Source organism: Paenibacillus zeirhizosphaerae (assembly GCF_030705605.1).
In the GTDB taxonomy this organism is placed as follows: domain Bacteria; phylum Bacillota; class Bacilli; order Paenibacillales; family Paenibacillaceae; genus Paenibacillus; species Paenibacillus zeirhizosphaerae.
In genome coordinates, this window is the sequence record NZ_JAPCKK010000034.1 from 132,093 (window position 1) to 157,878 (window position 25,786).

The window sequence follows — 25,786 nt, forward strand, 5'->3', positions numbered from 1 at the left end:
CTCCTGTATGGACTAGTATACTGCTTTCTGGTATGCGTGTATATATTTTTCAGGCATTTTTATCTGAATTTTCGCCAAAAATATCTTAATTAAGTTATTTTTTCGCGTCGGACGAGTAAAATACATCACTATGCATATGCCGGATTTTGTCCCAGTTGCCGGGGTTGGTCGTGTCTGGAGAGCGGTGCTCCAGAATGGCCTGATAGAGCGCGGTTTTTTGTTCCAAATGGGCAACGTGCTGTTTGGCTTCTTCGAGCTTAACGAGCGCCGCTTCTTTGTGCTCCATCATGAGAGCGGAGCGTTGCGGAATGGTCGAATCCCCTTCGAGACAGAGATCGATGTACGTTTTGATGACTTCAATCGGCATCCCGGATTGCTTGAGGCATTTGATGCCATGCAGCCAGTTGATCGATTCTTCGTCGAACATCCGAATGTTGTTGCGATTGCGCTGTACGCTCGGCACCAGACCTTTATCCGTGTAAAAGCGTACAGCGTGTTCAGTGAGTCCCGTTATTTGGGCGGCTTCTTTAACCGTATGCATGTGTAATCCTCCTTGGAAAAAACTTTTTCAAAGACCGCTTGCCTTCGTGTAACACGAAGGAGCTAGACTTATTGTAATGCAAATCGGCCGTAAGCGGAATCCCTGCTGCAGTGCCCAATTCCTGGGACGCGAGGCCGTTTGCCTTTATATATTTGAATCATGGGAGGAATTACGATGCGAACTGTAACCTTGAATAACGGAGTAAAAATGCCGCTCATCGGCTTCGGTGTCTACCAGATTCCCGATGCTGAAGAATGCGAGAACGCCGTATATGAAGCGCTGATGGCCGGTTATCGCCTGATCGACACCGCCGCCGGTTACCTGAACGAGGAAGCGGTCGGACGCGCGATCAAGCGCAGCGGTATTCCGCGTGAAGAGCTGTTCATCACGACCAAGCTCTGGGTTCAGGATGCCGGCTACGAGAGTGCCAAGCTGGCGTTTGCCAAATCCTTGAAGAAGCTACAGCTCGACTATCTCGATCTGTACCTAATTCACCAGCCGTTCGGCGATTACTACGGCGCGTGGCGCGCGATGGAAGACCTGTACCGGGAAGGCAAGATCAAGGCGATTGGCGTCAGCAACTTCCTGCCCGACCGTCTGATGGACCTCATCGTGCATAACGAAATCGTGCCCGCCGTCAACCAGGTCGAAACGCACCCGTTCTACCAGCAGCTCGAGAGCGCTGCTTTTATGAAAGAGCAGGGAGTGCAGCACCAGTCGTGGGCGCCGTTCGCTGAAGGACGCAACAACATGTTCGGCAACGAAGTGCTGGCCTCGATCGCGGAAAAACACAACAAGTCCGTCGCCCAGGTCGTGCTGCGCTGGCTTGTTCAGCGTGAAGTCGTTGTTATTCCAAAATCGGTGAGCAAAGAGCGGATCGTCGAAAACTTCGACATTTTCGATTTTGAGCTGAGCGCGGACGATCTCGAACGGATTTCAGCCCTTGATACGCGGGAAAGTCTTTTCTTATCGTATCACGATCCGAAATTCGTCAAGATGCTGGGCACCTTGAGAGTCGATCTGTAACCTTGGATCAAACCGTAAATTCTTCGCGCATTTATCCTCATATCTATATTAAGAAAGGACAGGGCGGCGCGCCTGTCCTTTCTTATCTATTATTTGTAAACCTTATCATGAGACACGCTTAATTGGAGTCATTCAAGCGGTCTAAAAATATTCGATCGTATAACCGAAGGGATGGGCTTGGCGTTCCTTGTTCTTGGTGGACAGCTTCCGTATGTCTTCCGGCATGATCCTCATATAGTGGATTCGTTTCACGAATTGCTTCAAGGTCTCGTTCTGCTCTTCTACCCTCTGGTCTTGGAATTGTTCGAGCCGTCGGATGATGTGCGACAGGCGATCCGTATGGAATAGGATATCGATATCCTGGATTTTCTTCATCAGCTTGTATTTCATCATGAGCAGCGCCTGACGTTGCTCCGTCAAGGTCTGCTTCTTGAGCTTGAGCTCTTCGTGCGTGTAGATCTCTGCCAGCAGCAGCTCCATCAGGTTCGTCTGCTGCCGCTCATTCTCCTGAAGCTGGGCTTCAATCAAGGTCAGATGCTTCTGAATATTCCTGCATTCGGCCTCCTTCTCTTGCTGCTGGATAAGCTGAAGCTGATCGGCCAGCCGCTGCTTGTGGCCCTGGAGCTTCGATACCACCTCTTCTTCCAGGAACTCCAGCTTCATGCCCCGGTTATCACATCTTGCTGTGCCGTCAGGCAGTAGACTACCGCAAGGATTGATCGTGTACACCCCGTGTTTCTCCCTGCGGATCACAAGCTTTCTTCCACATACGCCGCAGAACAGCAGGTCCTTGAGCATCGTGAGTCCGGTCTTGCGGGCCGGCTTCTCGCGGATGGGTATGGTCTGTACTCTGCGTTCCGCCCGTTCCCGGTTCGCTTGCTCCCACTCGTCTGGCGTAATGATCACCGAGTGAGCGTGCTCCGCTGTGACCGTGTCCAATATCTTATATCTGTACTCCCCGTTCTCCTTGATGCGCTTGCGGTTCTGAAATACCACAGTTCCCTTGTACACCGGATTCTGAATGATTCGCTTGATCGTGGCCGTCTGGAAAGCATTCGCCTGCTTGGGCTTGTAGCCTTCACGATTCAAGATGTCCACAATCTTGCGGCTGCCAAAGCCCTCGTTATACAGCTTGAAAATGTACCGTACCACGGCCGCCTCCGGCTCGTAAATTTCCAGCCTCTTCGTTACCGGGTTCCGCCGATATCCGTAAGCAGGCTTGCCGCCCACATGCTCTCCCCGTCTGGCGCGCTGCATTTTATTGACCTTGTTCCTGCGGCCGATCATCTCATATTCCAGGGAGGCGAATAATGAGCTGACATCATACAAGAGCCGATCCTCCTGCGAGTTGGACAGGTCGAACGTCTGGGAAGGCGTAATGATTGGAATATCGTAATCGATGCAGAGCTGCTTGATCTGCTGCGACACCAGCCCATTCCGGGACAGACGGTCCAGAGACACGGCAAAAATCGCTTGATAGCGTTCGATATGGTCGATGAGCTTCTGCAATTGGGGCCGCTGCTCCAGATCATGCTTGCCCCCACTCACAATTTCTTCGTAGAGATCAAATTTGTATTCGTGTTCACGACAAAATGCCTGCATGAGTTCACGATGGTTCTGCAGTGTGTCTTCGTTCTCTCCCTTATCACGTGAAATACGCAGGTAGGTTGCTCCAAATTTCCCGGTTATGTCGTTCAAGATGGGTGCCTCCTAACTGTAGTGCCTGTATTCCCCCCTATGCAGGGAGTCTTACACGCGCAGTCGAAATGACGCAAAAACGTAATTTCAACTACTCAAGGGATGGCTATACGTTATGCCTGAACACGCTACCGCTAAGGAGGATTTGTATTCTGCTGCTGATCGTCAGCCTCGCGTGTCCGATGCTCATCCTTCTCAAATAACTCCTTGAAAGCCTCGGCCATTAACCGATAATTGGGTTCATTCCGTTCAGCACCATGCCCTTTCGGTCTGATCTCATCTTGATGCGGTCTCGGTCTCCTGTGCTTCATCATACGGCTGCTCCTTCCCTGCGTTATGGTTCAACGTATATCCTCAGAAGGATTCTGGGTTAGGTTACTACTAACTCTATTCATTCAGAATCTGGAAAATGATACCTTTTTATCTTGGGACTGGCTGTAGAATTCAGAAAACATGGCTATGAATGCCCCTTTTGTGGCACACAGGTGTTCTGAGGGGGAGGGACAAAATCTTTTAAATTTTAAAAAGATTTAAGGAAATAAATAGTTTCCTTGCCATCAGACTCTTATTTTACCAAATGAGGGTGAAGGACTCGCCATGCGCAAGAAAAAAGGGAACCGCCCGCTCATGGCTGTCCCCCTCATCCCATCATATATATTCAATCGTGTACTCAAAAGGATATTGCTCCCGTTCCTTGCTCCGCATGGGCTTGGCCCTGATCTCTTCCGGCATGACCCTTGTGTAGTGGATTCGACGGATAAACTGCTTCAAGGTGTCGTTCTGTTCCTCCACCGTCCTGTGCGAGAACCTGTCGAGCATGTCGATGATATAATACAGTTGCTCCCTGCGGGAGATCACCATGGTGTTCTGATTCCGCTGCTGAAGCTCCGTTCGGGTCTGCTGCAGCAGCTCTTGCTGCCGCAGCAAGGCTTGTCTCTTCTTCACAAGCTCCTCATGCGAGAAAATCTCCGTCCATGCCGGGTCCGCCAGTATAAGCTGGTGTCTCTGATTGAGCTCAAGCTCCTGCTCTACATGGGCCAGATGCTCTTGAAGCTCGCTCCAGATATCCTGGAATTCATGCTCTACGAGATGTTCGAGCTCTTGCTGTAGCTGTTGTTTATGTACCTGGAGCCTCCGCAGGATCTCTGCCTCCATATAGCCGAGCTTCATGCCTTGATTATTACACTTCTGCTGGCGGTCGGGCATCACATATTGGCAGGGCTTGATCACATACCCCCCGTTTCGTTCCTTGCGCATGGCGAGCTTCCTTCCGCATATCCCGCAGAAGAGCAGATCCTTCAGCATGGTTGTGCCGGTCTTGCGGGCGGGCTTCTCACGGATCTCGGTCGAAGGGTGCTCCATGTCCTCCTGGTTCACCTGCTCCCATTGATCGGGAGGAATGATTGCAGGGTGAGCGCTCTCGGCAATGATGGTCTCCAGCACCTTCCAGGTGTAATGGCCGTCTTCCTTGAGGCGCTTGCGGTCCCGAAACACCACGCTCCCTTTATAGACCGGATTCTGAAGCATTCGCTTGATGGTGGAGGGTTGAAAGGAAGCCGCTGACTGCGGTCTGTAGCCCTCCTCGTTCAACTGCTCCGCAATCCTGCGGGAGCTCTTGCCTTCACGGTGCAGCTTGAACATGTATCGCACGACTTCAGCTTCGGGCTCGTAAATCTCCAGCCTTTTGCTGTCCGGGTTGCGCCTGTAGCCGTATGCGGGCTTGCCCGCCATATATTCTCCCCGCCGGGCACGCTGTATCTTATTGAGCTTGTTCCGGCTGCCAATCATCTCGTATTCCATCACCGCGAACATGGAGCTTACATCGTACAACAAGCGGTCCTCCTGTGAATTGCACAGGTCGAAGGTCTGGTAAGGTGTGATGATTTTGATATCGTGATCCATGCACAATTGCTTGATCTGCTGCGAGATCATTCCGTTCCGGGACAGACGGTCCAGGGAGACAACCAGGATGGCCCGGTAGCGTTCGATGTTGGCGATTAGCTTCTGCAATTGGGGACGGGCATCCAGATTGTGCTTGCCGCCACTTACAATTTCTTCATAAATTTCATACCTGTAGCCGTTCTGTCGGCCATATTCAAGCATGCTTTCACGGTGGTTCTGCAAGGTGTCTTCATCCTCGCCCTTGTCGCGTGATATTCGCAGGTATAACGCTCCCAGGATTTCAGTTCCCCCCATGAATGATTCCCCCTCTCTACACTGCTCACTACACTTCTTACTACACTGCTCACTACTATCATGTATGTACCACACGGAGGTATAAGAACTGCTGGCTTGCTCTGGCTTGCTCTGGAGTGCGTGAGTTGTTGTTGTAAGGGGGAGCAAAATGTCCAATTGACCGGGGGGAGGTTTTTCGTGCGTGGGTGAGACGCTCCGAGAACGAAGCATTCCTACAATCGCTGTTGACCCTTCGGGCCAAAGGCGACCGCTCCGCTTTTCCGGAATTGCTTCGTCCTCTCCGCTGCTTTTGAGCTTTTGGAAGCCCTCGATCCCTTGCTCCCGGGTCACATCCCGTGTTCGTGGCTCCTTGCGTGTGATTTGAATATGTCGTTGTATGGCTATATATGCGGTGTTATAATAAATTGAGGTGATATGCTTGGACGAAAAGGTACTTGAAATTCTCAGTCAAATGCAAGCACAAATGAGCGGGTTACAGAATCAAATGTCTCAAATGATTGGGCGAATGGACAGCATAGAGTCCAGAATGGGCAACATGGAGTCCAAAATGGAACGTATGGAATCCAGAATGGACAATATGGAGTCTAAAATGGAACGTATGGAAGACGACATTTCGAGTATCAAAGGAACCGTCAGCCGAATTGAAGCGCACCAGCATGACGACCTGGTTGCAACGCTGGAACGAATCGACAAGCGTGTCGAACAGATTTCGGAATGGAAAGAAGAAACCGACAATGTTGTTGATCTACTTGCTCAAAGAACAACAAGACTTCAAGCCAAAATGAAACTAAATTCCTCATATTAACGAGGGATTTTTTGTTTGGCATCCAATCTGCCCACAAGTTATTCAACGTCACAGCAGGATAACAGGGAATTTCTCCTTTCATCCACCGAGACAGCCAATTCACCAACCCTGCACGAGCTCTCGATAGTTCTGGAGCGGATTCCCCACATTTCTGAGGAAACAGCTCCTTTTGATCTTTAACTAGCTTTTGGCTTACTACGTTCAAGTCATTCGCCGTCACGTTCGGACCGGCAGATCCTGTCGTTGTTATACGATGTGTATCAGATACGTTCGCTAGTATACCTAAAGACGGGCGTCCAGTCTGTTCACCGGATTCGTGTAAGGACTGAACGCCGGTAGCTTAATGAGTCGCATACACCTGCATTTTATGTGAATCAATTATGAGTCCTGCTGTTTGAATGAAATCAAAGCCAAGGATACCGTCAATTTCTATGCCATAATCCATAGCGCCGATTTCAATCTTACATTCGGACACTGTCCAATCACCTAAAACCACAACATCGAACCACTTTGTAAAAACAATTTCCGTTCCACCTACACCATGTATAATGGCTGTCCGACCCATTTTTCTTCAATTTTCAAGTCCGGACGTGATGTATGCAAAAAATAAATTTCTTTCCCTGGTTGATCCCTGTGTAATTGCTTGTATCGTTTCATTGCATCTAGCGAGTCTTCATAACGATCAATGACGATCACCGAATCAATGAACCGGAACCCGCCTTCCGAATAAGCTTCGGCAGCCTCGAATACGACCCATTCTTCAGGAAACTTTTCTTGAACCTCTTCCCATTGCATCCCAATCCCTCCCGCCTTGAATTGACAGCCTGAAAACCGCTACCTTAGCACGGCAATGGAAAAAGAAGATGGATTTATCTAAATTCTCTAGGACTGTGCGGTAGAAGCGACTTTGAACGATATTTCGTACAAAATCTTGAGAATGGACGCTTTCGCACTCTTTTTTGTACGACTTTTCATACAATAACCTGGGAATGGACGCTCTCGTGCTCTTTTTTGTACATTTTTTCATACAAAATCCTGGGAATGGACGCTTATGTACACGCTTGAGTTTCTCAGTCAGGACCGAGAGACACGCCGACGCTATGAGGAGCGCAGAAATACTTGCGTCAACAACTCATGACTCAAGTCACGAGCTTGTCTCTGCCTACGCTGTAGACAGTGCTTGCGCTTCGCGCAAGCCTTTTAGACTTATTCCTAACCGGTAGTGCAAGCGCACCTCACGGTGCTCCTACCTTAGCGTGTTGGAACATCAGGACGGTCGACCTCGCCCCTACAACAAGAGCTATACTCCTGCTGTAGCTGCCGCCGGTGAGCCAGCAGCTTCCTTAAGATTTCTTCTTCCACAAACCTCAATCTTATGCCGTGATTCTCGCGCAGCTCAATGGCGTCGAGCTTGGCGTTCGTTAATTCTTGATTTTCCTATAGAGAAATCGTCATTCGTTCTATGGTATGATAAAACTGTGTTTTGGTGCAATACAGAAGCCAATCCGGTGCAAGCCATATCAAACCAACTTAGCCACGAGAAAATTCAATCTTAGCCACTGAGATCAGTAGAATTGAAGAAGAATATGGACTGGAGGTGTTTTATAATGGCTAAAAAGATAGACGAGAGTGTGGTTCGTCAGATAAAGGACATACTCCAATCGGCGGGTTATAGAAATCCAACCAGTGTTGATTTAGAGAACAAGACAGTCTTCGAGAAAAACTCTACAGAAGGAGATTTTTCTCATATTACTGACCCATTTGCCAAAGCTCTTTTGGAACGTTCCGGTATGCTTTCTCCAGAACAAGGAAAAAAGATGTTAGAGGTCATAGAAGAGGGTAGGGAATGATAAAGAGTATGGATAACTTTAAAACAGTCCCTGGATATTTAGTTGATTCTAACGTGATAATAGGAGTTATCACAAGAGATCCCAATTGTGTGAACTTCATTCTTGAGAACCAAAATATTGTAGTCCCTTCCATAGTGGTTGTGGAAGTGCTTAACGGTGCTGAAACAGAAGAAGTTCGCAAAGAGTTCGAGCACATTTTTTCAACAAAACCAAGTTTAGATTTGACTGCAGAGCTGGCACTCTATGCTGGAAAGTTTCTAAACGAACACAGGTTACTTGGAAGACCTTGCAAGAATATCGACGGCATATTGGTGGCTACTTGCTTTCAGTATAACTTTATACTTGTCTCTAAAGATAAACGTCTTTTAAATTTTGCAACTTATGCTGGTGTACGGACTGTAGATCTTAATTAATGAGGGGCCGTCTATTGCCGTTCAGGAGATGATCAAGGCTTTGCTTTATGGCACAATCAGACCGCCTTTTCGACTGCTGTGTTTTCTTAACAGTGACGAAGCTATGCGTCGTCGAGTTGGGGTGCCCCCCAAGACCATTCAGATAGTTCAATGTTACCGTCGCTCCAGTCAGTCCTGTCATGCCCGTGACGCCTGTTTCGCCCGTTGGAGTGTCACATTCACCGCGCGCCATGGGTTGGCGAAGATGTTAAAAAAATCCGGCGCAAAGGCACCGGATCAGATCATTTGATTCTCTTCAATTCAGCTTCTTGTTGAATGGAGCGAGCAGAGAGAAGCTCAATAATTCTGTGCTGGTTCTCCAGAAAACTCTTCATTTCCGCAACCCGTTCACTTGTATCCAGGACAGCTCGTTTAATCTCCTGCTGATCGATCTCCATCTGATCAAGAGCTCGTTTAATCCCATGTTGATCGATCTCCATCTGATCAAGACGCCTATGAACCGGTTTAAGTTCTTCCCGGATTACGGATTGCAGCAATTCCTTTAACTCACTGTTCATGTATCCCGCTCCTCGTACTTTAATGATGTTATTATAACAGATGACTTAATAAAGTGCACCGTATTTCTAATTCAATCCCGCGCAGGATCCGTCCGCGAAGATGTACCTTTTCGTATGTTCTATTCTGTTGTTCTTTGGTAAGTGTTATAATCACCAAAAGGCTTGGGGGGATGTGAAATGGGAAAGGATAAGGAGGAAAAGGATATGGTCTCGCCTCATCAAAAAACAGCTCCCGCAAGCAACGGGGACGTATTGAAACTCGCCAAACAAGGAATGAAGAAGTATCGGAAAACCCTGGATAAGTTGGCGAAAAATTAATGTGCGTAAGATTAAGGCTCAATGGCTATGAGTTGGACGCAGATGCAGAAAAACTGTTTAAAATGGCCATCAGTATGGCAAAAAACGAAATTACTGACGAGCGTTTGGCCTCTCGGCTCTTCTCGGGAAGCTATAGATTTAGTCTTAATAACGGTATTTCCAGAAATTGAACCAACAATCCGTCATGCCCGCGACGCCTGTTGCGCCCGTCGGGGTGTCTGACCGGGGCACTCTTTTCGTGTGTGCTTCGTGCGTGGGGAGACGCTCCGAGAACGAAGCATTCCTCCAATCCCTGTTGACCCTTCGGGCCAAAGGGGACCGCTCCGCTTTTCCGGAATTGCTTCGTTCTCTCCGCTGCTTGTGTGCATCCTCCAACTTAACAAGAACAACCGAAATCGCAATCTTCTGGTTTAACAAAATTGAAAAAGGAGCTGCGCTTCGGTCCAGCAGAGCCGGTCACTCCTGTCATCTCAGTCGCTCGTCTGTGTGGTCTGGAATCTACAACAAGGCCACCCTTCAGGTTCATATATACGTCTGAAGGGCGGCGTATAGGCGCAGCTATGTCCCGTTAGATGGCGAGGCTAACCAGATTAAGCCAGCTTAATGACACTTACAGCCGAGTTACCAATGTTAGATCCTCCCACAAGATTTCTCAATCCTAAGGTACTTGCCGTACACTGCGCAGCACCTGTACCCGCGAGGCTTGTACCGAGGTTCAGCAATCACGTTGCCTGTATAATTTCGATGTGGTAACATAAGAATAGAAATAAGGGAGGACGCTAACCTCCCCCAGAACAACGAGGTGTGCCTCACGGCGCGCATCTGTTACAGTGAACAGCGAAACCCACCGAAGGCGGTCAACCTTTAGCGGTGGGTTTTGCGCTTGTTACGTCTTCTTCTGATCCATCGGTGAACTTTGCGAGAGCTAAACCATAGGCTTAGAATCATTCCGATCACTTTCAAGACCATATATAACGTACCAAGTGCAGTCATGGCGTCAATCACCTCCTTTACAGAAGGCTGCGCCGTGACCCCCACCGTTGTCCAATCCAAATTATAACACAAAGCAAGCCTTGGGTAAGGTCCCCTGAGGCTTTTATTTTTTATGTAATCTTGGTTTCATCCATCTAATCCTTCACGTAAATAAGTCTCTGCCGCACCTCAGCATATGTATTATGCGTATCTTGCTGCTGCCACCGTCGGAGACACTCATGAAGTTGATGATCAGGACAAGTCAAGCCTACAACACGGAAAGAACATGTTGTAGGCTTGCTTGGCTTTTCAGATGGTTGAGCATTCCTGGCTTTATTGCACTTTAACCACACTTACTTGTACATTCGAAAATGTCGCCATACCACCTCCTAAAGTGGTGCCGCCAAACAGCCTTAAGGTAGGGTTTACGCTGCTATCCACCAGTACTGTATTACTTACAAATTGTCGATTGTTTATACCCGGATCGATAGCGACATTAACACCACTACCAGCAACTCCTTGAAAACCTACTCCTACTGCACTTGGTAGTGCACCTCCAACTTCAACAACAGCACTATAACTAGCCTGATAGACCTGATTAGGTGCTAGGCTAATATTCATTGATCCATCATACGTAACATGCTGATGGTCTCCTTGCAGTCGCGAGGCTTGTACCGAGGTTTAGCAATCACATTGCCTGTAGAATTTCGAAAGCCGGTTTCTCCTACTAAGTCAGCAATTTGTAGGACTGGCCTTCTTGAAGTTGTCCACTGTATAGCTTACTCCTGCAATCTTGGTTGACAACAGACTTAGGATCTCATCGGTTCTTCTTAACAAGCGGTTTACGTTTTTCTTCCTCATCTCCGAGACCAGCTCTCTTTCCATATCAGCAACCAAATATTGAACCGTCCCGATAAAAATGACCACATCCAGCGCAGGAAAAGCTTCGGTATGCAGCAGATACAGAAGCTCATCCATGGGAAAAGTTCCCTTCGGGAACGGTTTGTTGTTCTCTTGGATGTACAAAGCTTGCAGCATAGCGGTAAGGGCCTGGTCGCAGAGGATCAGGCTGGAGCGAGGCAGGTTATGATCGCAAAAAATCATGGCAAGCTTCATATGATATTGAGACAGCTTATGATATCCATGTACGGTTGTTAAGTGACGAATCAAATCTTCACCTCATTGACTATACTTGTTCATATCTATTCTATTTATAAAATGATTGTATAGATAAAGTATATGAAGGTCAATATGAATAGTACTTTTATGTACAATTATTTCATTTTCCACTTTGCACATGATAGTCTGTATTGAGCCCTCCTCCTCTTCTAACCTTATACACATGGAGGGGATCATGATGAATTTGCCAGAGCGTGTTGGAAATCGAATACGCGAACTGAGAAAAGCCAAGGGCTGGACTCAAGAGCAACTGGCCGAAGCTGCAGGGCTTCATTACAGCTACATCGGTGGAGTTGAACGGGGAGATCGAAACATCTCATTGGAAACGTTGGAGAAAATCGTTACCGGCTTGAACGTCCCAGCGGCTGAGATTTTCAAGTTCGAGGAAGACACCGAATATCGCAGAGCTATGGATGAACATATGACCTTGATGAACACACTGGAGGCCAAAGACCTACGTGCCCTGACCAGAGCTAATCAAGACATCATCGAGCATTTCATCATCGCCAAAGCGGGCGATACTTAATCGCCTGCTCCACCACGCTACGACGATTCAAGAACAGACGAATTGCATCTATTCCTCATCCCAAGGAAACCTTTCACGAAAACGGTTTACGTTGAACTGAAACGCTTAACTGAAACATTTCACTGAACAGTTGTATTGAAATTTTGCAATTCAACACTTCAAAGCACGAGCTTGGGAACCCGGGTTTCCCTGTGCTCGTGCTTTTTCATACGATCAGGTCTGCTGAGGAGGATCTGGATCGAGCGGGTGACCGTCAGCCTCCAGTGTACGGTGCCGGTCCTTCATGCATAGATCAACGAAGGCTTGCGCCATTAACGGATAATTGGGTTCGTTCAGTTCCACACCGTGTGCTTGCGGTCTGACTCCGCTCTTAGGCTGCACCCCTTCCCTGTGTGTCCCCATCATGCTCTCCTCCCCGGTTCGATTCCCCATCCCCCGTCGTGAGCAGGCTTGCAAGGCTTCATCAAGCATGAGTCTCTGACCACCATTCGGAACCTGCCAAGCCTGCAGGATGGTCAGAGACTGTACAAAATTAGTCTGTGAAAATACCAAGGGTTAGCTCTGCATCATCTGCATCATCTGCAACAATCGTTGTAACAAGCTTCTGTTGCTTCTTGCCCTGTTGATCCATATCCTTGCGATTGAATTCCCTGGCCCAGCGAAGCACCATCTTGGGGTTTAGCCCATGTTGCCTTGCAACAGCGGTCATATTGCCAATCTCTTTTCCCTCGGCGACCACCATTTTTTTGAAATTCAGATCATATGTTTTCTTCTTCATCTTCGTTCCCCTTCGTCTCGATATGAACAGATATCATTCCCCTTCGGATCACAAGCTTTGCTCCACATACCCCGCAGAAGAGCAAGCCGGGAAGGGTTGAACATGAGATTGAAGGATATGGCCATCCTCAGACGTTTTCCCGAAGGGTGGGCGGGATGGTTTTAGACCTAAGCCAGTTTGATCACACTTACGCTTGTGGCGCCAAAAGTAGCGCTACTTCCAGTATTCACTATATTTAAAATATTTGCCCCTGCACCCGTATTGACGATTGTATTTCCAGCAAGTGTAGTGGTAAAAGGGGGATTGGTAAAATCGGCTGTATTTGTCCCAGGTACGATAGTACCATTTAGAAACACGGCCACAGATACTCCCGTTACGGTGGTTGTCCCTACGTTGACCTTATAATCCACGTAATAGGTTTGGTTAGGAGCCAGAGTGATATTACCATTTGTGTTAGTGATCGCTGTGCCGTTTTGAAGAAAAGTATCAAGCGGGACGATCCCCCCAGCGAGGACAAATTCAGGAGTACCAGCACTCGTTATCCCTGCCACCAAGTTATTCGCCGTTACGGTCGGGCCTGTAGGACCGGTCACCCCTGTTACACCTGTAGGGACGTCATAGCTCCTTATTTGATGTGTAATATTTCGAACATATGAATTTCCTGATCTGACGCGGGTTTCCGGTGTTTATGTAATGAAATGTGAACTATTTGGATTGTGCTGGTTTTAAAAAATCCACCTCTTGATGACGACTCCATCATGGGGTGGATTTTAAATTATTAATTTTTTACGTTAGTCGAATTATGCCAGCTTCATCACACTTACACTTGTTGGACCAAAGATAGAAGTTCCCGTAACATTCCTCAATTGTAATAGTCGTCATGACCTGTTATCCACTTGAGAGTTCGTATTTTGAATAAAAGCTCCATTGCTGTACAACGCAGCACCTACATTCCCCGGCCTAGCGCCATTCACTCGATAATCTACATCATAATGCTGATTAGGAGCTATGTTGATCTCGTGGCAGAGGTTCTTTCAGATTACGCCAGCTTAATTACACTTATACTTGAGGCCCCAAATAATTCAGTAGCACCGCTAGTATTTCTCAAAGTTAAAATATCCGCCGTTGAATCCGTAGTGATGATCGTATTTCCGGAAAGTGCAAAGCTGTCATTTACATTCGAACCTACTGTACCAGCAGAATTTGTTCCGGGTATTATAGAACCATTTAGAAACAAGCCAGTACTCACACCCATTGAAACTCCTTGTGACCCTACATTGGCCTTATAAACCACGGAATAAGTCTGGTTAGCAGCCAGAGTGATATTACCATTTGTGTTTGTGATTGCAGTACCGTTTTGTTTAAAAGTATCAATGGAGACAATACCACCGGCAGGGACAATTTCAGGAATAGCAGCACTCGTTATCCCTGCCACCAAATTATTCGCTGTCACGGTCGGTCCCGTAGGGCCTGTCACTCCAGTGGCCCCAGTTGCTCCCGTTGCACCTGTTGCACCCGTCAGACCAGTGGCCCCTGTCGCACCCGTTGCACCCGTAGCCCCGGTGGCTCCCGTTGAGCCTGTTGCGCCGGTGGCACCTGTTGCTCCGGTAGCTCCGGTAGCTCCGGTAGCTCCTGTCTCCCCTGTTGCACCAGTTGCACCCGTGGCTCCTGTCGCTCCAGTTGAGCCCGTTAAGCCTGTCGGGACGCACTTTCTTATTCCACCTGTAATTTTTACATATAACCCAGTTTAGGTGCGTGTATCCGTTATTTGCAGCCGTTAGGAAGGGATTCTGCCACCCCATTGTACGCTCGCCGCGAGCGGCTATTTCATGGATTTCACTGCACTGATCTGAGCTTGTACTTATTGAAATCGCTGCTGCGACGAATGTCGAATGCATCTGTTGTCCCATTTGCTGTACAGCCCCTGTGTCGAAACTTCTGCATGAGACATGCTGATTGTCTCCTCAATCCTCAATCCTCTCCTTTGTCGAAAGCCGCGCCGTGACTCCCATCCGTTGCCCCATCCAAACTGGAACGCAAAACATGTCGCTTGTGTCCATGCGCGGTTTATGAAGTGAACCTTTCGTTTGTGATATGATAACGATGATTAACCTTCAGTCCTACGATCAGGTATTCTGCTGTGGAAAGTGCGGGTTCATTCCTGATAGCACTTCAATCATCAGGGCTGCGCCCAGCTTGAAGCCGTTCGTAAACGAGGATGCCATATCGATTCCCTGAACTTGATGATATAGATCCGTTAAAGCTTCGAGCTCGTTGAAATCTTCTTCGGCAAGCTTCTTTTTCCAATGATTCAGGGACTCGGTGATTTGTTCGTTCAGCCATCTATACTCTGGACTTTGGGAGACACGTTGTTCTTGGGGAACCAGATCACCGTAATAGAGGGATTCCAATACATTTTGCATCTTGCTCCACCTTTCTATGTAGTTTTCTTAAGAAAAGCACAGGCTTTTTTACTTATGTACATGCATACGTTGAGGATCGGGTTGGAGAAATACAGAAGAGTGTTTCTAATATTAGTAACATTTATAGAGTGATTATACGCTACGCATATGTGTACGGTCAAGTTATAAATTCAGCAATGTAGGGGGAATTCAGGTGAATAAGAAAGTGGTTGTAAAGATAAAAGAGCTGACCCAGGTCAATCATATTTCATTAAGGAAATTATCCGAAATTTCAAACATCAGACTTGCTTCATTAAGTGAATTAGCCAACGGCAAAAGAGAAAGCATGAGCTTCAGCCATATTGAAAAAATCGCAGCAGCCCTGAATATTCAGGATATTCGTGAGATCATCGATTTGGTGGATGTGGAGGAAGAGTAGCAGGCACAAGTGTGAAGGAGTGTGACAAGGAGCATTGGGACAGGTTGTCGATTTAAGGTCATGGATAGTCCCCCTTCAGACTCGTTCATGACGTCTAAAGGGGGACCCAAGCATGCTTATGGTTAAGCCAACTTAATCATTCGGATGTTATCGCTGTCGACACGGAGTGTCGCGCTAGTCAGTAGTTGTATTCCCACGGATAATTCTACGTCAGTTTATTTTTGATTAATACGGGCTACATATCTCGTCCGAATATTTGGTTACCGTCACACTCGTTTGAAATCGTTGGACCTGATAACCTGTAGCTCCTCCGGTAGTATTAAGAACACCTACTTCTAATTGTACGATGTTATTGCCAACAGTATCAGATACGCATACCAGGGAACAATTGGTTTGGCCATTGTCATTAGGGAGGGCAACAGTACCTCCAACAAAATTTGTACCTACATTGCTGCCTAGCACGATATTACCTCCTTGTCTTAACAGTGTACCTACTCCCGCCCCAGCACCTGCGGTAGTCCCTCCAAGAACAGCTCCAGAAGTTGTATAACAAACCATATATGTTCCGGTTTCCGGAAGAATAATATCTGTACCATTAACCAGAATAGAACCGTCTCCTACTTTTGTATTGGCCCCAAAATCTATCAGTTGCGAACCACCTGATGGAATCGTCTGAAGACCTACTCCCTGAATTTCCGCCATTATCTGTGGGGTTAGCCCGGTTGGGCCTGTCGCGCCAGTTGCACCTGTTGCTCCGGTAGCTCCCGTCGCTCCAGTGGCACCCGTTGAGCCCGTTAAACCTGTCGGGACGCACTTTCTTATTCCACCTGTAATTTTTACTAATAATTTTTAAGAAAAATGGTGCGTTTATCCGTTATTTGCAACAGATAGGTAAGACTTCCTCCCACCCCATTGGCCACTCGCCGCGAGCGGCTATTTCATGGATTTCACTGCACGGATCTGAGCTTGTTTTCGTTCCCGAATTCTATTCCATACCTTACTAACTGTTCAAAAAATGATGGCGTGTGGTAAGATGGAGTAAAGATAACAAAAGCTAGCCTATTGGCACTCCGTGAGCTGCAAGATGCACTGAGCAAAGATTCCAAAGAGCAAGATATTTCTGAACAGGATGTGTTGGATGAATTGAAGCAGGTACGGGAGGAACTTTGGAATGAGCGGCAAGGGAAATAAGGAATTACGGACAAGTTTCTCACTTCACTGGAATTTGAGTTGACGTCAGAAAGTGAGTATATAGAGCCACCCTTCAGGAGCAATGTAAACGCCTGAAGGGCCTTTTGGCTTGAACAGCATTCAACTAGAAATGGACTCGCGGTCCAATCGCCAGCATCTCTACCCGCCACCAGATTATTTGCTTATAGCATCACTTTTGATTTGCTCTCAAGCCACTCAGCTAGCTCTTGAAGAGTTATCTTCTTATTGGCAACATCCAATGTTGTATCATATAACTCATCGTCTGTAACCTTCAGGTAATAACCATTCAGCATGAGGAACGCTTTGGCACTCATATAACCCGTTCGCTTGTTACCGTCAGAGAATAGCTGATGGGTTGCGAATCCTTCCATATACACGGCTGCCTTCAAAAACAAACCGGGGTAATATTCCTCATCGCCAAAACCTTGAAAAGGTTTATCAGCTATGAAGTCTATTTAACCCCGGCTCATTCTCACCCGGAAGGCCATTGTAGCGCTCCAAGGCGTAATCATGCAGTTCACGGATATCATCTGGAGTTAGGCGTTCAATCAATTTTTAGACAACCTCCTAAGTCCAGCATCGTTGTCATCGCAGATCTGTTTTGCAAGCGAGCGGATCAGATTCTTGCGGTCGATTTTAGCCTGTGCGTCTTTAAGCTCTTCTTTGCGTACTGCCATGCGTTGTTCCTCCTCTTGCTCTGACATGCAGGCATCCCCTCCGTATCACAATGTTATGTGTTACAAGCTATGCCCGTTTGACCCTAGAATATGCCATCCGCTGCGATTTGTCCAATTTGAGTTATACATGGATCATTGGATGTATAGCCCCCCAGGACGGTGATCCATTCCTGAAGGGTGGCGGGGTCGGAATGTCCCCATGGGGAACAGAAAATCTATGACGGTTGTTATTCAGAAAACTTCGTAAAGCCCGAGGAAACTTTGGAACCTTGGACAGGCTACAGGAATAGCCATGCTTGAAGATTCTAAAGGACTCGGTTCCTGTCACTGGGCGAAATATACTCAATGATATCCTGAACCTCACAGTCCAAAGCCTCGCATATCCTGTTCAATGTATCGAACTTCACACCATCTGTTTCTTCGTTGTACAGCTTGGCAATCCCATTTCTATGTAATCCGGTTACTTCCGAGCTATTCGCCAAGCAGTACCCGACAAGCTAAACCATACGATATTTCTTTACGAAGACGCCCAGCTATCCGTGCAGGCCCTCCTGGAAAGAGAAATCTATTTGCAAGGCTTCCGGGACGGCAGTCAAGCATTGCCCGGCAAATGAAATTCTGCTGTTGAAACATAAGACTAACCCACTTTCCCCACACTACATTCAAATCATTCGCCGTAACACAGAACAAGCCTTGGACAGGTCCAAAGGCTTGTATTTTTTTATGTAATCTTACTTTCATCCATCTGATCCTTCACGTGAATAAGCAACTGACCAGCGAGGCTTATACCGAGGTTTAGCAATCACGTTGCCTGTATAATTTCGATGTGGTAACATAAGAATAGAAATAAGGGAGGTCGCAACCCTCCCCCAGAACAACGAGGTGTGCCTCACGGCGCGCACTGTTTTAAGTCACAGCAAAACCCACCGAAGGTGAACTGCACCCCAATTGTTAGACACCATCTAACATTGGAGGTGCAGTTTTTCTATGGCTAAGTTTAGTCCGGACGAAAAATTACAAGCAGTTATGCGTTATCAAAATGGATCGGAAAGCATGGGATCGATTGCGAAATCGATAGGACTCCATCATACTGTCCTATTAAATTGGATTAGACAATATGAGTATCATGGTGAAGAGGTCTTTAAAAAGCGCTATACATCGTATTCTGTACAGGATAAACTAGACGTACTTAATCATATGAAACAATATGGAACGTCCATTCGAGAGACGGCTGCGATATTTAATATTGCGAGTCATAGTACCCTTTTAAGCTGGCAAAGAAGCTTAGAATTACATGGAATAGACGCCCTACAACCAAAGAAAGAAAGGCGCTCATCCATGAAAAAGGACCCTGAACAACTGAAGGATACAAAGCCTGTAGAGGCTTTGCAAAAAGAGGTAGAACGTTTGCGTATGGAGAACGCTTATCTAAAAAAGTTGAATGCCTTAGTTCAAAACAAGGAAAAATCACCAAACAAGACAAAGCGCAAGTAGTCTATGAACTAAGGAACGAATTTTCGGTGAAAGCACTCCTACAGCTCGCAGATATCCCACGTAGCACGTACTACTACTGGGTGAATACATTAAATATGCCGGACAAAGACTCTGAGTTAAAAGACATGATTCAAGCGATTTACGAGGAGCATCAGGGGCGTTACGGCTATCGCCGTATTCAAGATGAGTTAGTGAATCGCGGTCATCGTGTTAATCATAAGAAGGTGCAACGTTTGATGAAGGTATTAGGCTTAAAAAGCCTGGTACGCATGAAGAAGTATCGTTCATATAAAGGCTCGATTGGCAAGGTTGCACCAAACATTTTAGAACGTAACTTCCACGCTGAAAAGCCAAATGAAAAGTGGGTTACCGATATAACTGAGTTTAAATTATTTGGAGAAAAACTATATTTATCTCCTATGTTAGATCTGTATAATGGGGAAATCATTACGTATACGATCGGCTCAAGACCAGTCTATTCCCTTGTTTCAACGATGTTAGATCAATCATTCCATCGACTAAAGGATGAAGATACGCCCCTGATTCATTCCGATCAAGGCTGGCATTATCAGATGAAACAGTATCGCCATACCCTCAAAGAACGGGGTCTCAAGCAAAGTATGTCCCGTAAAGGTAACTGCTACGACAATGCCGTCATCGAGAACTTTTTCGGCATCCTGAAATCTGAATTTCTGTATTTAATGGAATTCGAAAGTATCGCACATTTTAAACAAGAGTTATCCATATACATCGATTATTACAATAACAAGCGAATTAAGGCAAAACTAAAAGGCATGAGTCCGGTACAGTACCGAACTCATGCCCAACAAGTTGCCTAATGATATAACCTGTCTAACTTTATGGGGTCACTTCAAGGAGACGAACCTTTAGCGGTGGGTTTTGCGCTTGTTACGTCAAGCCTTGGGTAAGGTCCCCCGAGGCTTTTATTTTTTATGTAATCTTGCTTTCATCCATCTGATCCTTCACGTGGATAAGGCGCTGCCGATCGCAATTCCTCACACGACTAAAGTCGCTTGTGTCCATGCGCGGTTTATGAAGTGGACCTTTCAAGTGCGTCATACTGAACTGGTTATGGTGAATGAAACCCGTCTCAGGCCACTAGCTAAATGCAAGTGGCCTGATGATCCGCTTCACCCCTGCCGAAACGCCAAACTTGAAATATCCGGTTGTCCTTGGAATCGGATTCTCGGATAGCCGACCATTAAACTCGCCACCGTTAAATACAGATCAGAATCTTTCACATTTCCGGCAGACGCGTACAATATTCCAAGGTCCCGACAGGTCAAATAGGTTCCGATTCCTGTCATGGACGGATATTCCTCCGGTGCTGGCCCGAGGCTCAGCGCTTGGCGCATCGAATGAATGGCCTTGTCTATGTGCCCCAGACCCTGCCAGCCGACTGCCCTGAGGTGATGCAGGTCCGTAAAGTCCGGGAACTGTTCAATGCTTTCCATGCTGTACCGGACCATATCATCATAACGCCCCATGGATTCCAATAGAGCCAGTCTGTATTTGTGCGCACTGGCCAGCACTACCGGCAGAAAACCCTCCGGATTGGCCAGAGCTATATTAAACTGCTCAAGCGCGCTCTCCAATTCATTCAATCGATATAGCTCAACCCCCAGGTAATAGTGATACTGCCGATACTTTGGATACTCCTCAAGTGACTGCAGGAGCAGCGATTGATTTCGTCTGATTTTGTCCTGACGCACAATGTTTTTGATCAGATTGCCCTCATGATAGATATGGATACCGACCTGCCCGATTTGCATTCCGGGGTTGGCCTTCAGCATACTCGGTAAAATCTGTTCATGTACCCTTCCTTCAAACCGGTATTCCGGCCGGTTCCGCACCATGCGCTGGAGACAGATATACTCCGTTCCACCTCCCTCCAGATAGGTGCAAAAACAAAACTGGATGCCTTCGATATTCTGCTCCCGGATCGCATCCCGGGCCAGCAGCTCCTTAAGTTTGTCGGCCTCGGCCACATCCATCTCTTCATCGGCATCCAGCCAGAGAATCCAGTCCCCTGTCGCTTCATCCAACCCCCGATTGCGAGCAGCCGAGAAGCTGTCCTCCCATGGCATCTCAATCACTTTAGCCCCAAAGGCCCTGGCTATCGCCACGGTATCATCTGTGGATCCGGTATCCACAATAATGATTTCATCCACAATGCACTGGACACTCCTCAGGCATTTCGGAAGATATTCTTCTTCGTTCTTCACAATCATACATAGCGAGATGCTTGGTTTATCCATGCAACCCACCTCTTTACTATAAGTACGAATAATCCCTCGTTAAATATAAAAGGATAGAAGACACCCTTCGGAACGGTATAAACGTCCGAAGGGCAACCGAACTGATACTTGACTAAGCCAGCTTAACCACGTTTATATCAGCATTATTAAATGTCGCGGCCCCTTGTGCTGTAATGTTAACTAAAGTTAAGGTACTGGCCGTTGTGGTGTTAAGAATAGTAGAACCAGCTAAAGAAAAAACACTGCCGATGGTAGCTGCAGGAGTCAGAAAAGAAACTGCTGAACCACCAGGGATGAATGCGCCGTTTAACTGAAGTGATGCTGCCAGACCTAGACTATCATTCGCAGCGGTTGGTTGACCCGAAGCTGTGTAACTAACTGAATAGGTTTGATTCGCTGCCAGGGTGATTACCCCACCCGCATTGGCGATGGCCGTGCCATTTACGACAAACGTTCCTGGTACCGATATAACCCCGCCTGGTGCGACAAACTGTGGTGTAGCTGTGAACGCTGTAAGGTTATTCGCCGTGACGGTTGGACCAGTTGGGCCGGTCGCTCCTGTTGCTCCGGTGGCTCCTGTCGCTCCAGTGGCCCCTGTCGCTCCCGTTGCGCCCGTAGCTCCTGTCTCCCCTGTTGCACCCGTCGCTCCGGTGGCACCCGTGGCTCCTGTCGCTCCCGTTGAGCCCGTTAAACCTGTCGGGACGCACTTTCTTATTCTACCTGTAATTTTTACTAATAACCCATAAAAAGTGCATGTATCCGTTATTTGCAGCCGTTATAAAAGGCTTCTGTTACCCCATTGTACGCTCGCTGCAAGCGGTTATTTCATGGATTTCACTGCACTGATCTGAGCTTGTACTCATTGAAATCGCTGCTGCGGCGAATGCCGAATGCATCTGTTGGCCCATTTGCTGTACAGCCCCTGTGTCGAAACTTCTGCATGAGACATGCTAATTGTCTCCTCAATTCTCTCTTTTATCGAAAGCTGCGCCGTGACTCCCATCCAAATTGGAACGCAAAACATGTCGCTTGTGTCCATGCGCGGTTTATGAAGTGGACCTTTCGTTTGTGGTATGATAACGATCAGGTACCCTGCTGTGGAACGGGCGGGTTCATTCCCGACAGCACTTCAATCATCAGGGCTGCTCCAAGCTTAAAGCCGTTCGTAAACGAGGAGGCCATATCGATTCCCTGAACTTGATGATATAGATCCGTTAAAGCTTCAAGCTCGTTGAAATCTTCTTCGGCAAGCTTCTTTTTCCAATGATTCAGGGACTCGGTGATTTGTTCGTTCAGCCCTCTATACTCTGGACTTTGGGAGACACGTTGTTCTTGGGGAACCAGATCACCGTAATAGAGGGATTCCAATATACTTTGCATTCTACTCCACCTTTACCGGATATTTTCCTTAGAAAAACACCTAGGTTATTTTATACAGCCTTGGTTCGGGGGTTAATTGGACAATTACATAAGCGTTGGTACTCATGAAAGTACCACTTGCATTGTGATTATACGGTACTCTAAAGCGTATCGTCAAGTTGTTTTATAATGATATGCGAGGGGATTTTACATGGGCAAGCAAGTGATTGTAAAAATAGCGAAGTTGGCCAAAGCTCATCATATTTCATTAAGGGAACTATCCAGAATTTCCGATGTCAGACATGCAGCTTTAAGTGAGTTGTCTAACGGCAAACGAGAAAGTATCAACTTCGGCCACATTGAAAGAATAGCTGCAGCCCTGAATATTCACGATATTCGTGAGATCATCGATTTGGTGGATGTGGAGGAAGAGTAACAGGCACAAGTGTGAAGGAGTGTGACAAGGAGCATTTGGACAGGTTGTCGATTTAAGGGCATGGATAGTCCCCCTTCAGACTCGTGCATGACGTCTGAAGGGGGACCCAAGCATGCTTATGGTTAAGCCAGCTTAATAGCAGTTACACGGGAAACATTAAAGGTAGCGATTCTTGATGGTACAGCCGCTTACAGATTCCCGTTACCCCGCTTATACAATCTTTACAACCCTCATATTGGAATTGTCCAACTCTATTGATCTGCCGGCAGGGGTGGTTAAGAGTTGAAGTCGGATCGTATTCAATCCCCCACCTGTAGTTATAATACCGGAGCCAGTGAACGTCCCTTCCGTGGGTGCCGTGTTATTGAAAGTATCCACGTTCGATGCAGTACTAAAAAGCGGATTACCGTTGTGATATATGGCCATCCCATAGTCTGTATTTGTCTGCTGCAAAGTCCCCGTAACCGTGTAATCAACCATGTAGGTTTGATTAGGAGCCAGAACGATCGTAGGGTCAGTAGCCTTTCGGATGGCCGTGCCACTTACATTTTCAAAAGCAAAAGGTACCGCCTCCCCATCGTTCATTTGTTGAGCAGGGTTATAGCCATCGTAGAAAACACCCCAATTCACCAGAACGTTCGGAGCTGTAGGGCCTGTCACCCCCGTCGCTCCAGTGGCCCCTGTTGCACCTGTCGCTCCAGTCGCTCCCGTTGAGCCCGTTAAACCTGTCGGGACGCACTTTCTTATTCCACCTGTAATTTTTACAAATAATTCAAAAAAAAAAAAAATGGTGCATTTGTTCGTTATTTACAGAAGTTAGGAAGGACTTCTTCCCACCCCATTGACCGCTCGCCGTGAGCGGCTACTTCATGGATTTCACTGCACTGATCTGGGCTTGTACTCATTGAAATCGCAGCCGCGGCGAATGTCGAATACATCCGTTGCCCAATTCACTGCACAGCACCTGTGTCGAAACTTCCACCTGGGACATGCTGATTGTCTCCTTACATACCGTAAAAATCGCTTGGTATTTCTCAATGTTCTCCAGCAATCGCTGCAACTGGGGTCTGTCCTCAAGTTCGCGCCCCACTCCGCTTACAATTTCTTCATAAATTTCATATTTGAAGCCATTTTATTGGTGAATTCCGCTATCATTTCGCGATGATTCTGCAAGGTATCCTCGTTCTCGCCTGTATCTCTCGAAATTCGCAGGTAGGTTGCCCCGAAAAGATTGGAGGTTGCATCCTTCATAAGTGATGTTCGCCTCCCCATTTACTTCCAATAATATGATAACAATGGACCCGTCGCTCCTGTCGCCCCAGTTGCGCCCGTTGCCCCTGTGGCTCCTGTCGCTCCTGTTGGGCCGGTGGCTCCCGTCGCTCCGGTGGCACCTGTCGCTCCAGTGGCTCCCGTTGCTCCGGTAGCTCCTGTTGGGCCGGTTGCACCTGTTGCTCCGGTGGCTCCTGTTGCTCCGGTAGCTCCCGTTGCTCCAGTGGCTCCGGTTTCGCCTGTTGGACCTGTCGGACCAGTGGCTCCTGTTGCACCTGTTGCTCCGGTTGCTCCGGTTGCTCCGGTTGCTCCTGTTGGGCCGGTTGGACCCGTCGCTCCTGTTGCTCCGGTTGCACCTGTTGCTCCGGTTGCTCCTGTGGCACCTGTTGGGCCGGTTGGACCTGTCGCTCCGGTTGCTCCTGTTGCACCTGTTGCTCCGGTGGCTCCCGTTTGACCTGTTGGGCCGGTTGGACCTGTCGGGCCGGTGGCTCCTGTTGCTCCGGTTGCTCCGGTGGCTCCTGTTTGACCGGTTGGGCCGGTTGCACCTGTTGCTCCCGTGGCTCCTGTTGCTCCCGTGGCTCCTGTTGCTCCGGTTGCACCTGTTGCTCCGGTAGCTCCCGTCACTCCGGTGGCTCCGGTCGGACCGCTTGCTCCTGTCGCACCGCTTGCGCCTGTTGCGCCTGTTGCACCAGGGTCACCTGACGCTCCAGTTGCACCTGTCGCTCCAGTTGCACCTGCGCCAGTTGGACCGGTAGCACCTGATGCACCCGCTGCTCCACTAGGTCCGGTTGGACCGGTAGCACCTGATGCGCCTGATGCACCCGCTGCTCCACTAGGGCCAGTTGGACCGGTAGCACCTGATGCACCTGCTGCTCCACTAGGGCCAGTTGGGCCGGTAGCACCTGCGCCGGTTGCACCTGTTGCTCCTGCTGCTCCACTAGGGCCAGTTGGGCCGGTTGGTCCCGGTGGCCCTCCGGATGGGCCGGTTGGTCCCGCTGGGCCAGTTGGACCCACAAGGTTATCTGCATCCAAGACCAATTCCAGCTTGTTGCTGAGGACCCAGTCTTTGTTGATCGTTTCGGCAAGAGTTTTCCGAATGCTTTCATTCACGGCCAGCAAATCACTGATGGATGCGACCGGTGCCGTTACACCCGGCAAGGTCCCCAGTACATATTGAAGCTTCTCGCCCTCCGCATTCAAAATATGACTGAGACCCAGTTCCTCCAGTGCGATCGAGGCTATTATTAAAGAAATGGCGTCGTCTCTTGTGATCGTGATTGTGGGGGTGATATTTGGCAGATTTGATTGAGACAAGAACAATCTCTCCTTTCAATTGGATTAGTCTAATCTATGCCCCCAG

The 25,786-nt window shown here is 47.9% G+C and carries 30 protein-coding genes and 1 pseudogene; 9 read left to right on the forward strand and 22 right to left on the reverse strand.

All coding sequences use genetic code 11. The annotated features are described in order from the left end of the window. Nucleotides 1-94: 94 nt before the first annotated feature. The gene (locus OIN60_RS21860; protein ID WP_305756988.1) at nucleotides 95-541 is read right to left on the reverse strand and encodes a MerR family transcriptional regulator; all 447 of its coding nucleotides are present in this window, start codon (nucleotides 539-541) and stop codon (nucleotides 95-97) included. A 174-nt stretch (nucleotides 542-715) separates the two neighbouring features. On the opposite strand from OIN60_RS21860, the gene OIN60_RS21865 reads away from it, so the two are divergent. Beyond that, on the forward strand, nucleotides 716-1,567 hold the full coding sequence (locus tag OIN60_RS21865; RefSeq protein ID WP_305756989.1) for an aldo/keto reductase: 852 nt from the start codon (nucleotides 716-718) through the stop codon (nucleotides 1,565-1,567). Between the two features lie 141 nt (nucleotides 1,568-1,708). On the opposite strand, the gene OIN60_RS21870 is transcribed toward OIN60_RS21865, so the two are convergent. From OIN60_RS21870 to OIN60_RS21880, 3 genes are all read right to left on the reverse strand, one after another. Then, entirely contained in the window at nucleotides 1,709-3,265 is a 1,557-nt protein-coding gene (locus OIN60_RS21870) for a recombinase family protein (RefSeq protein WP_305756990.1), read from the reverse strand. 134 nt (nucleotides 3,266-3,399) lie between these two features. Next, complete coding sequence (locus OIN60_RS21875) at nucleotides 3,400-3,579, reverse strand: hypothetical protein (protein WP_305756991.1); 180 nt, start codon at nucleotides 3,577-3,579, stop codon at nucleotides 3,400-3,402. Between the two features lie 334 nt (nucleotides 3,580-3,913). Further along, nucleotides 3,914-5,461 carry a recombinase family protein gene (locus OIN60_RS21880; protein ID WP_305756992.1) on the reverse strand — a complete coding sequence of 516 codons (1,548 nt, stop codon included), beginning with the start codon at nucleotides 5,459-5,461 and terminating at the stop codon, nucleotides 3,914-3,916. Between the two features lie 418 nt (nucleotides 5,462-5,879). Between OIN60_RS21880 and OIN60_RS21885 the strand changes: the two genes are divergently transcribed. Next, a complete protein-coding gene (locus OIN60_RS21885; protein WP_305756993.1) occupies nucleotides 5,880-6,266 on the forward strand; it encodes a coiled-coil domain-containing protein in 387 nt (128 codons plus the stop codon). Nucleotides 6,267-6,800: 534 nt separating this feature from the next. Here the strand turns inward: OIN60_RS21885 and OIN60_RS21890 are convergent. Continuing rightward, on the reverse strand, nucleotides 6,801-7,061 hold the full coding sequence (locus OIN60_RS21890) for a hypothetical protein (RefSeq protein ID WP_305756994.1): 261 nt from the start codon (nucleotides 7,059-7,061) through the stop codon (nucleotides 6,801-6,803). 812 nt (nucleotides 7,062-7,873) lie between these two features. On the opposite strand from OIN60_RS21890, the gene OIN60_RS21895 reads away from it, so the two are divergent. Further along, nucleotides 7,874-8,116, forward strand: coding sequence for a hypothetical protein (locus OIN60_RS21895; RefSeq protein WP_305756995.1), 243 nt, complete (start codon nucleotides 7,874-7,876; stop codon nucleotides 8,114-8,116). Next, entirely contained in the window at nucleotides 8,113-8,529 is a 417-nt protein-coding gene (locus tag OIN60_RS21900; RefSeq protein ID WP_305756996.1) for a type II toxin-antitoxin system VapC family toxin, read from the forward strand. The genes OIN60_RS21895 and OIN60_RS21900 overlap by 4 nt, the downstream gene beginning before the upstream one ends. A gap of 281 nt (nucleotides 8,530-8,810) precedes the next feature. Here OIN60_RS21900 and OIN60_RS21905 read toward each other — a convergent pair whose 3' ends face one another. Next, the gene (locus OIN60_RS21905) at nucleotides 8,811-9,086 is read right to left on the reverse strand and encodes a hypothetical protein (protein ID WP_305756997.1); all 276 of its coding nucleotides are present in this window, start codon (nucleotides 9,084-9,086) and stop codon (nucleotides 8,811-8,813) included. A gap of 177 nt (nucleotides 9,087-9,263) precedes the next feature. Here OIN60_RS21905 and OIN60_RS21910 point away from each other — a divergent pair, with 177 nt between their 5' ends. Next, a complete protein-coding gene (locus OIN60_RS21910; RefSeq protein ID WP_305756998.1) occupies nucleotides 9,264-9,404 on the forward strand; it encodes a hypothetical protein in 141 nt (46 codons plus the stop codon). A 1,305-nt stretch (nucleotides 9,405-10,709) separates the two neighbouring features. On the opposite strand, the gene OIN60_RS21915 is transcribed toward OIN60_RS21910, so the two are convergent. Continuing rightward, a complete protein-coding gene (locus OIN60_RS21915; RefSeq protein WP_305756999.1) occupies nucleotides 10,710-10,997 on the reverse strand; it encodes a hypothetical protein in 288 nt (95 codons plus the stop codon). 111 nt (nucleotides 10,998-11,108) lie between these two features. Continuing rightward, nucleotides 11,109-11,546, reverse strand: a complete 438-nt coding sequence (locus OIN60_RS21920) for a hypothetical protein (RefSeq protein WP_305757000.1) — start codon at nucleotides 11,544-11,546, stop codon at nucleotides 11,109-11,111. A 187-nt stretch (nucleotides 11,547-11,733) separates the two neighbouring features. Between OIN60_RS21920 and OIN60_RS21925 the strand changes: the two genes are divergently transcribed. Further along, nucleotides 11,734-12,081, forward strand: a complete 348-nt coding sequence (locus OIN60_RS21925) for a helix-turn-helix domain-containing protein (protein WP_305757108.1) — start codon at nucleotides 11,734-11,736, stop codon at nucleotides 12,079-12,081. 213 nt (nucleotides 12,082-12,294) lie between these two features. Here the strand turns inward: OIN60_RS21925 and OIN60_RS21930 are convergent, their stop codons facing one another. The 5 genes from OIN60_RS21930 to OIN60_RS21950 all read right to left on the reverse strand — a co-directional run bounded on the left by OIN60_RS21930 (nucleotide 12,295) and on the right by OIN60_RS21950 (nucleotide 15,282). Further along, nucleotides 12,295-12,486 (reverse strand): hypothetical protein, encoded by a 192-nt coding sequence (locus tag OIN60_RS21930; protein ID WP_305757001.1) that lies wholly within the window; start codon nucleotides 12,484-12,486, stop codon nucleotides 12,295-12,297. A 127-nt stretch (nucleotides 12,487-12,613) separates the two neighbouring features. Beyond that, nucleotides 12,614-12,859, reverse strand: a complete 246-nt coding sequence (locus tag OIN60_RS21935; protein WP_305757002.1) for a transposase — start codon at nucleotides 12,857-12,859, stop codon at nucleotides 12,614-12,616. Between the two features lie 167 nt (nucleotides 12,860-13,026). Beyond that, nucleotides 13,027-13,452 (reverse strand): hypothetical protein, encoded by a 426-nt coding sequence (locus OIN60_RS21940; RefSeq protein WP_305757003.1) that lies wholly within the window; start codon nucleotides 13,450-13,452, stop codon nucleotides 13,027-13,029. Nucleotides 13,453-13,898: 446 nt separating this feature from the next. Beyond that, on the reverse strand, nucleotides 13,899-14,312 hold the full coding sequence (locus tag OIN60_RS21945) for a hypothetical protein (RefSeq protein ID WP_305757004.1): 414 nt from the start codon (nucleotides 14,310-14,312) through the stop codon (nucleotides 13,899-13,901). A 673-nt stretch (nucleotides 14,313-14,985) separates the two neighbouring features. Next, on the reverse strand, nucleotides 14,986-15,282 hold the full coding sequence (locus OIN60_RS21950; RefSeq protein WP_305757005.1) for a DUF6809 family protein: 297 nt from the start codon (nucleotides 15,280-15,282) through the stop codon (nucleotides 14,986-14,988). Nucleotides 15,283-15,475: 193 nt separating this feature from the next. On the opposite strand from OIN60_RS21950, the gene OIN60_RS21955 reads away from it, so the two are divergent. Beyond that, the gene (locus tag OIN60_RS21955; RefSeq protein ID WP_305757006.1) at nucleotides 15,476-15,700 is read left to right on the forward strand and encodes a helix-turn-helix domain-containing protein; all 225 of its coding nucleotides are present in this window, start codon (nucleotides 15,476-15,478) and stop codon (nucleotides 15,698-15,700) included. 225 nt (nucleotides 15,701-15,925) lie between these two features. Here OIN60_RS21955 and OIN60_RS21960 read toward each other — a convergent pair whose 3' ends face one another. The 4 genes from OIN60_RS21960 to OIN60_RS21975 form a co-directional block, all read right to left on the reverse strand. Continuing rightward, on the reverse strand, nucleotides 15,926-16,402 hold the full coding sequence (locus OIN60_RS21960) for a hypothetical protein (RefSeq protein WP_305757007.1): 477 nt from the start codon (nucleotides 16,400-16,402) through the stop codon (nucleotides 15,926-15,928). A gap of 671 nt (nucleotides 16,403-17,073) precedes the next feature. Continuing rightward, nucleotides 17,074-17,289 carry a type II toxin-antitoxin system death-on-curing family toxin gene (locus OIN60_RS21965; protein WP_370872592.1) on the reverse strand — a complete coding sequence of 72 codons (216 nt, stop codon included), beginning with the start codon at nucleotides 17,287-17,289 and terminating at the stop codon, nucleotides 17,074-17,076. Between the two features lie 171 nt (nucleotides 17,290-17,460). Continuing rightward, nucleotides 17,461-17,589 carry a hypothetical protein gene (locus OIN60_RS21970; RefSeq protein ID WP_305757009.1) on the reverse strand — a complete coding sequence of 43 codons (129 nt, stop codon included), beginning with the start codon at nucleotides 17,587-17,589 and terminating at the stop codon, nucleotides 17,461-17,463. A 305-nt stretch (nucleotides 17,590-17,894) separates the two neighbouring features. Continuing rightward, nucleotides 17,895-18,071 (reverse strand): helix-turn-helix domain-containing protein, encoded by a 177-nt coding sequence (locus OIN60_RS21975; RefSeq protein ID WP_305757010.1) that lies wholly within the window; start codon nucleotides 18,069-18,071, stop codon nucleotides 17,895-17,897. A 505-nt stretch (nucleotides 18,072-18,576) separates the two neighbouring features. On the opposite strand from OIN60_RS21975, the gene OIN60_RS21980 reads away from it, so the two are divergent. Continuing rightward, a protein-coding gene (locus tag OIN60_RS21980; RefSeq protein ID WP_305757011.1) for an IS3 family transposase occupies nucleotides 18,577-19,922 on the forward strand; the annotation gives its coding sequence in 2 pieces (ribosomal slippage) (nucleotides 18,577-19,018 and nucleotides 19,018-19,922; 1,347 coding nt in all). Between the two features lie 312 nt (nucleotides 19,923-20,234). Here OIN60_RS21980 and OIN60_RS21985 read toward each other — a convergent pair. Both OIN60_RS21985 and OIN60_RS21990 read right to left on the reverse strand, forming a co-directional pair. Continuing rightward, nucleotides 20,235-21,362 (reverse strand): glycosyltransferase family 2 protein, encoded by a 1,128-nt coding sequence (locus OIN60_RS21985; RefSeq protein ID WP_305757012.1) that lies wholly within the window; start codon nucleotides 21,360-21,362, stop codon nucleotides 20,235-20,237. 1,083 nt (nucleotides 21,363-22,445) lie between these two features. Continuing rightward, a complete protein-coding gene (locus OIN60_RS21990; protein WP_305757013.1) occupies nucleotides 22,446-22,742 on the reverse strand; it encodes a DUF6809 family protein in 297 nt (98 codons plus the stop codon). A gap of 190 nt (nucleotides 22,743-22,932) precedes the next feature. Here OIN60_RS21990 and OIN60_RS21995 point away from each other — a divergent pair, with 190 nt between their 5' ends. Further along, nucleotides 22,933-23,157: a helix-turn-helix domain-containing protein gene (locus OIN60_RS21995; protein WP_305757014.1), complete on the forward strand. Its 225-nt coding sequence runs from the start codon at nucleotides 22,933-22,935 to the stop codon at nucleotides 23,155-23,157. Nucleotides 23,158-23,367: 210 nt separating this feature from the next. Here the strand turns inward: OIN60_RS21995 and OIN60_RS22000 are convergent, their stop codons facing one another. From OIN60_RS22000 to OIN60_RS22010, 3 genes and pseudogenes are all read right to left on the reverse strand, one after another. Then, entirely contained in the window at nucleotides 23,368-23,817 is a 450-nt protein-coding gene (locus tag OIN60_RS22000) for a hypothetical protein (RefSeq protein ID WP_305757015.1), read from the reverse strand. A 435-nt stretch (nucleotides 23,818-24,252) separates the two neighbouring features. Next, nucleotides 24,253-24,408, reverse strand: coding sequence for a hypothetical protein (locus OIN60_RS22005; protein ID WP_305757016.1), 156 nt, complete (start codon nucleotides 24,406-24,408; stop codon nucleotides 24,253-24,255). A 45-nt stretch (nucleotides 24,409-24,453) separates the two neighbouring features. Then, a pseudogene (locus OIN60_RS22010) lies at nucleotides 24,454-25,740 on the reverse strand (alpha-helical endospore appendage domain-containing protein); the annotation flags it as partial. Between the last annotated feature and the right edge of the window lie 46 nt (nucleotides 25,741-25,786).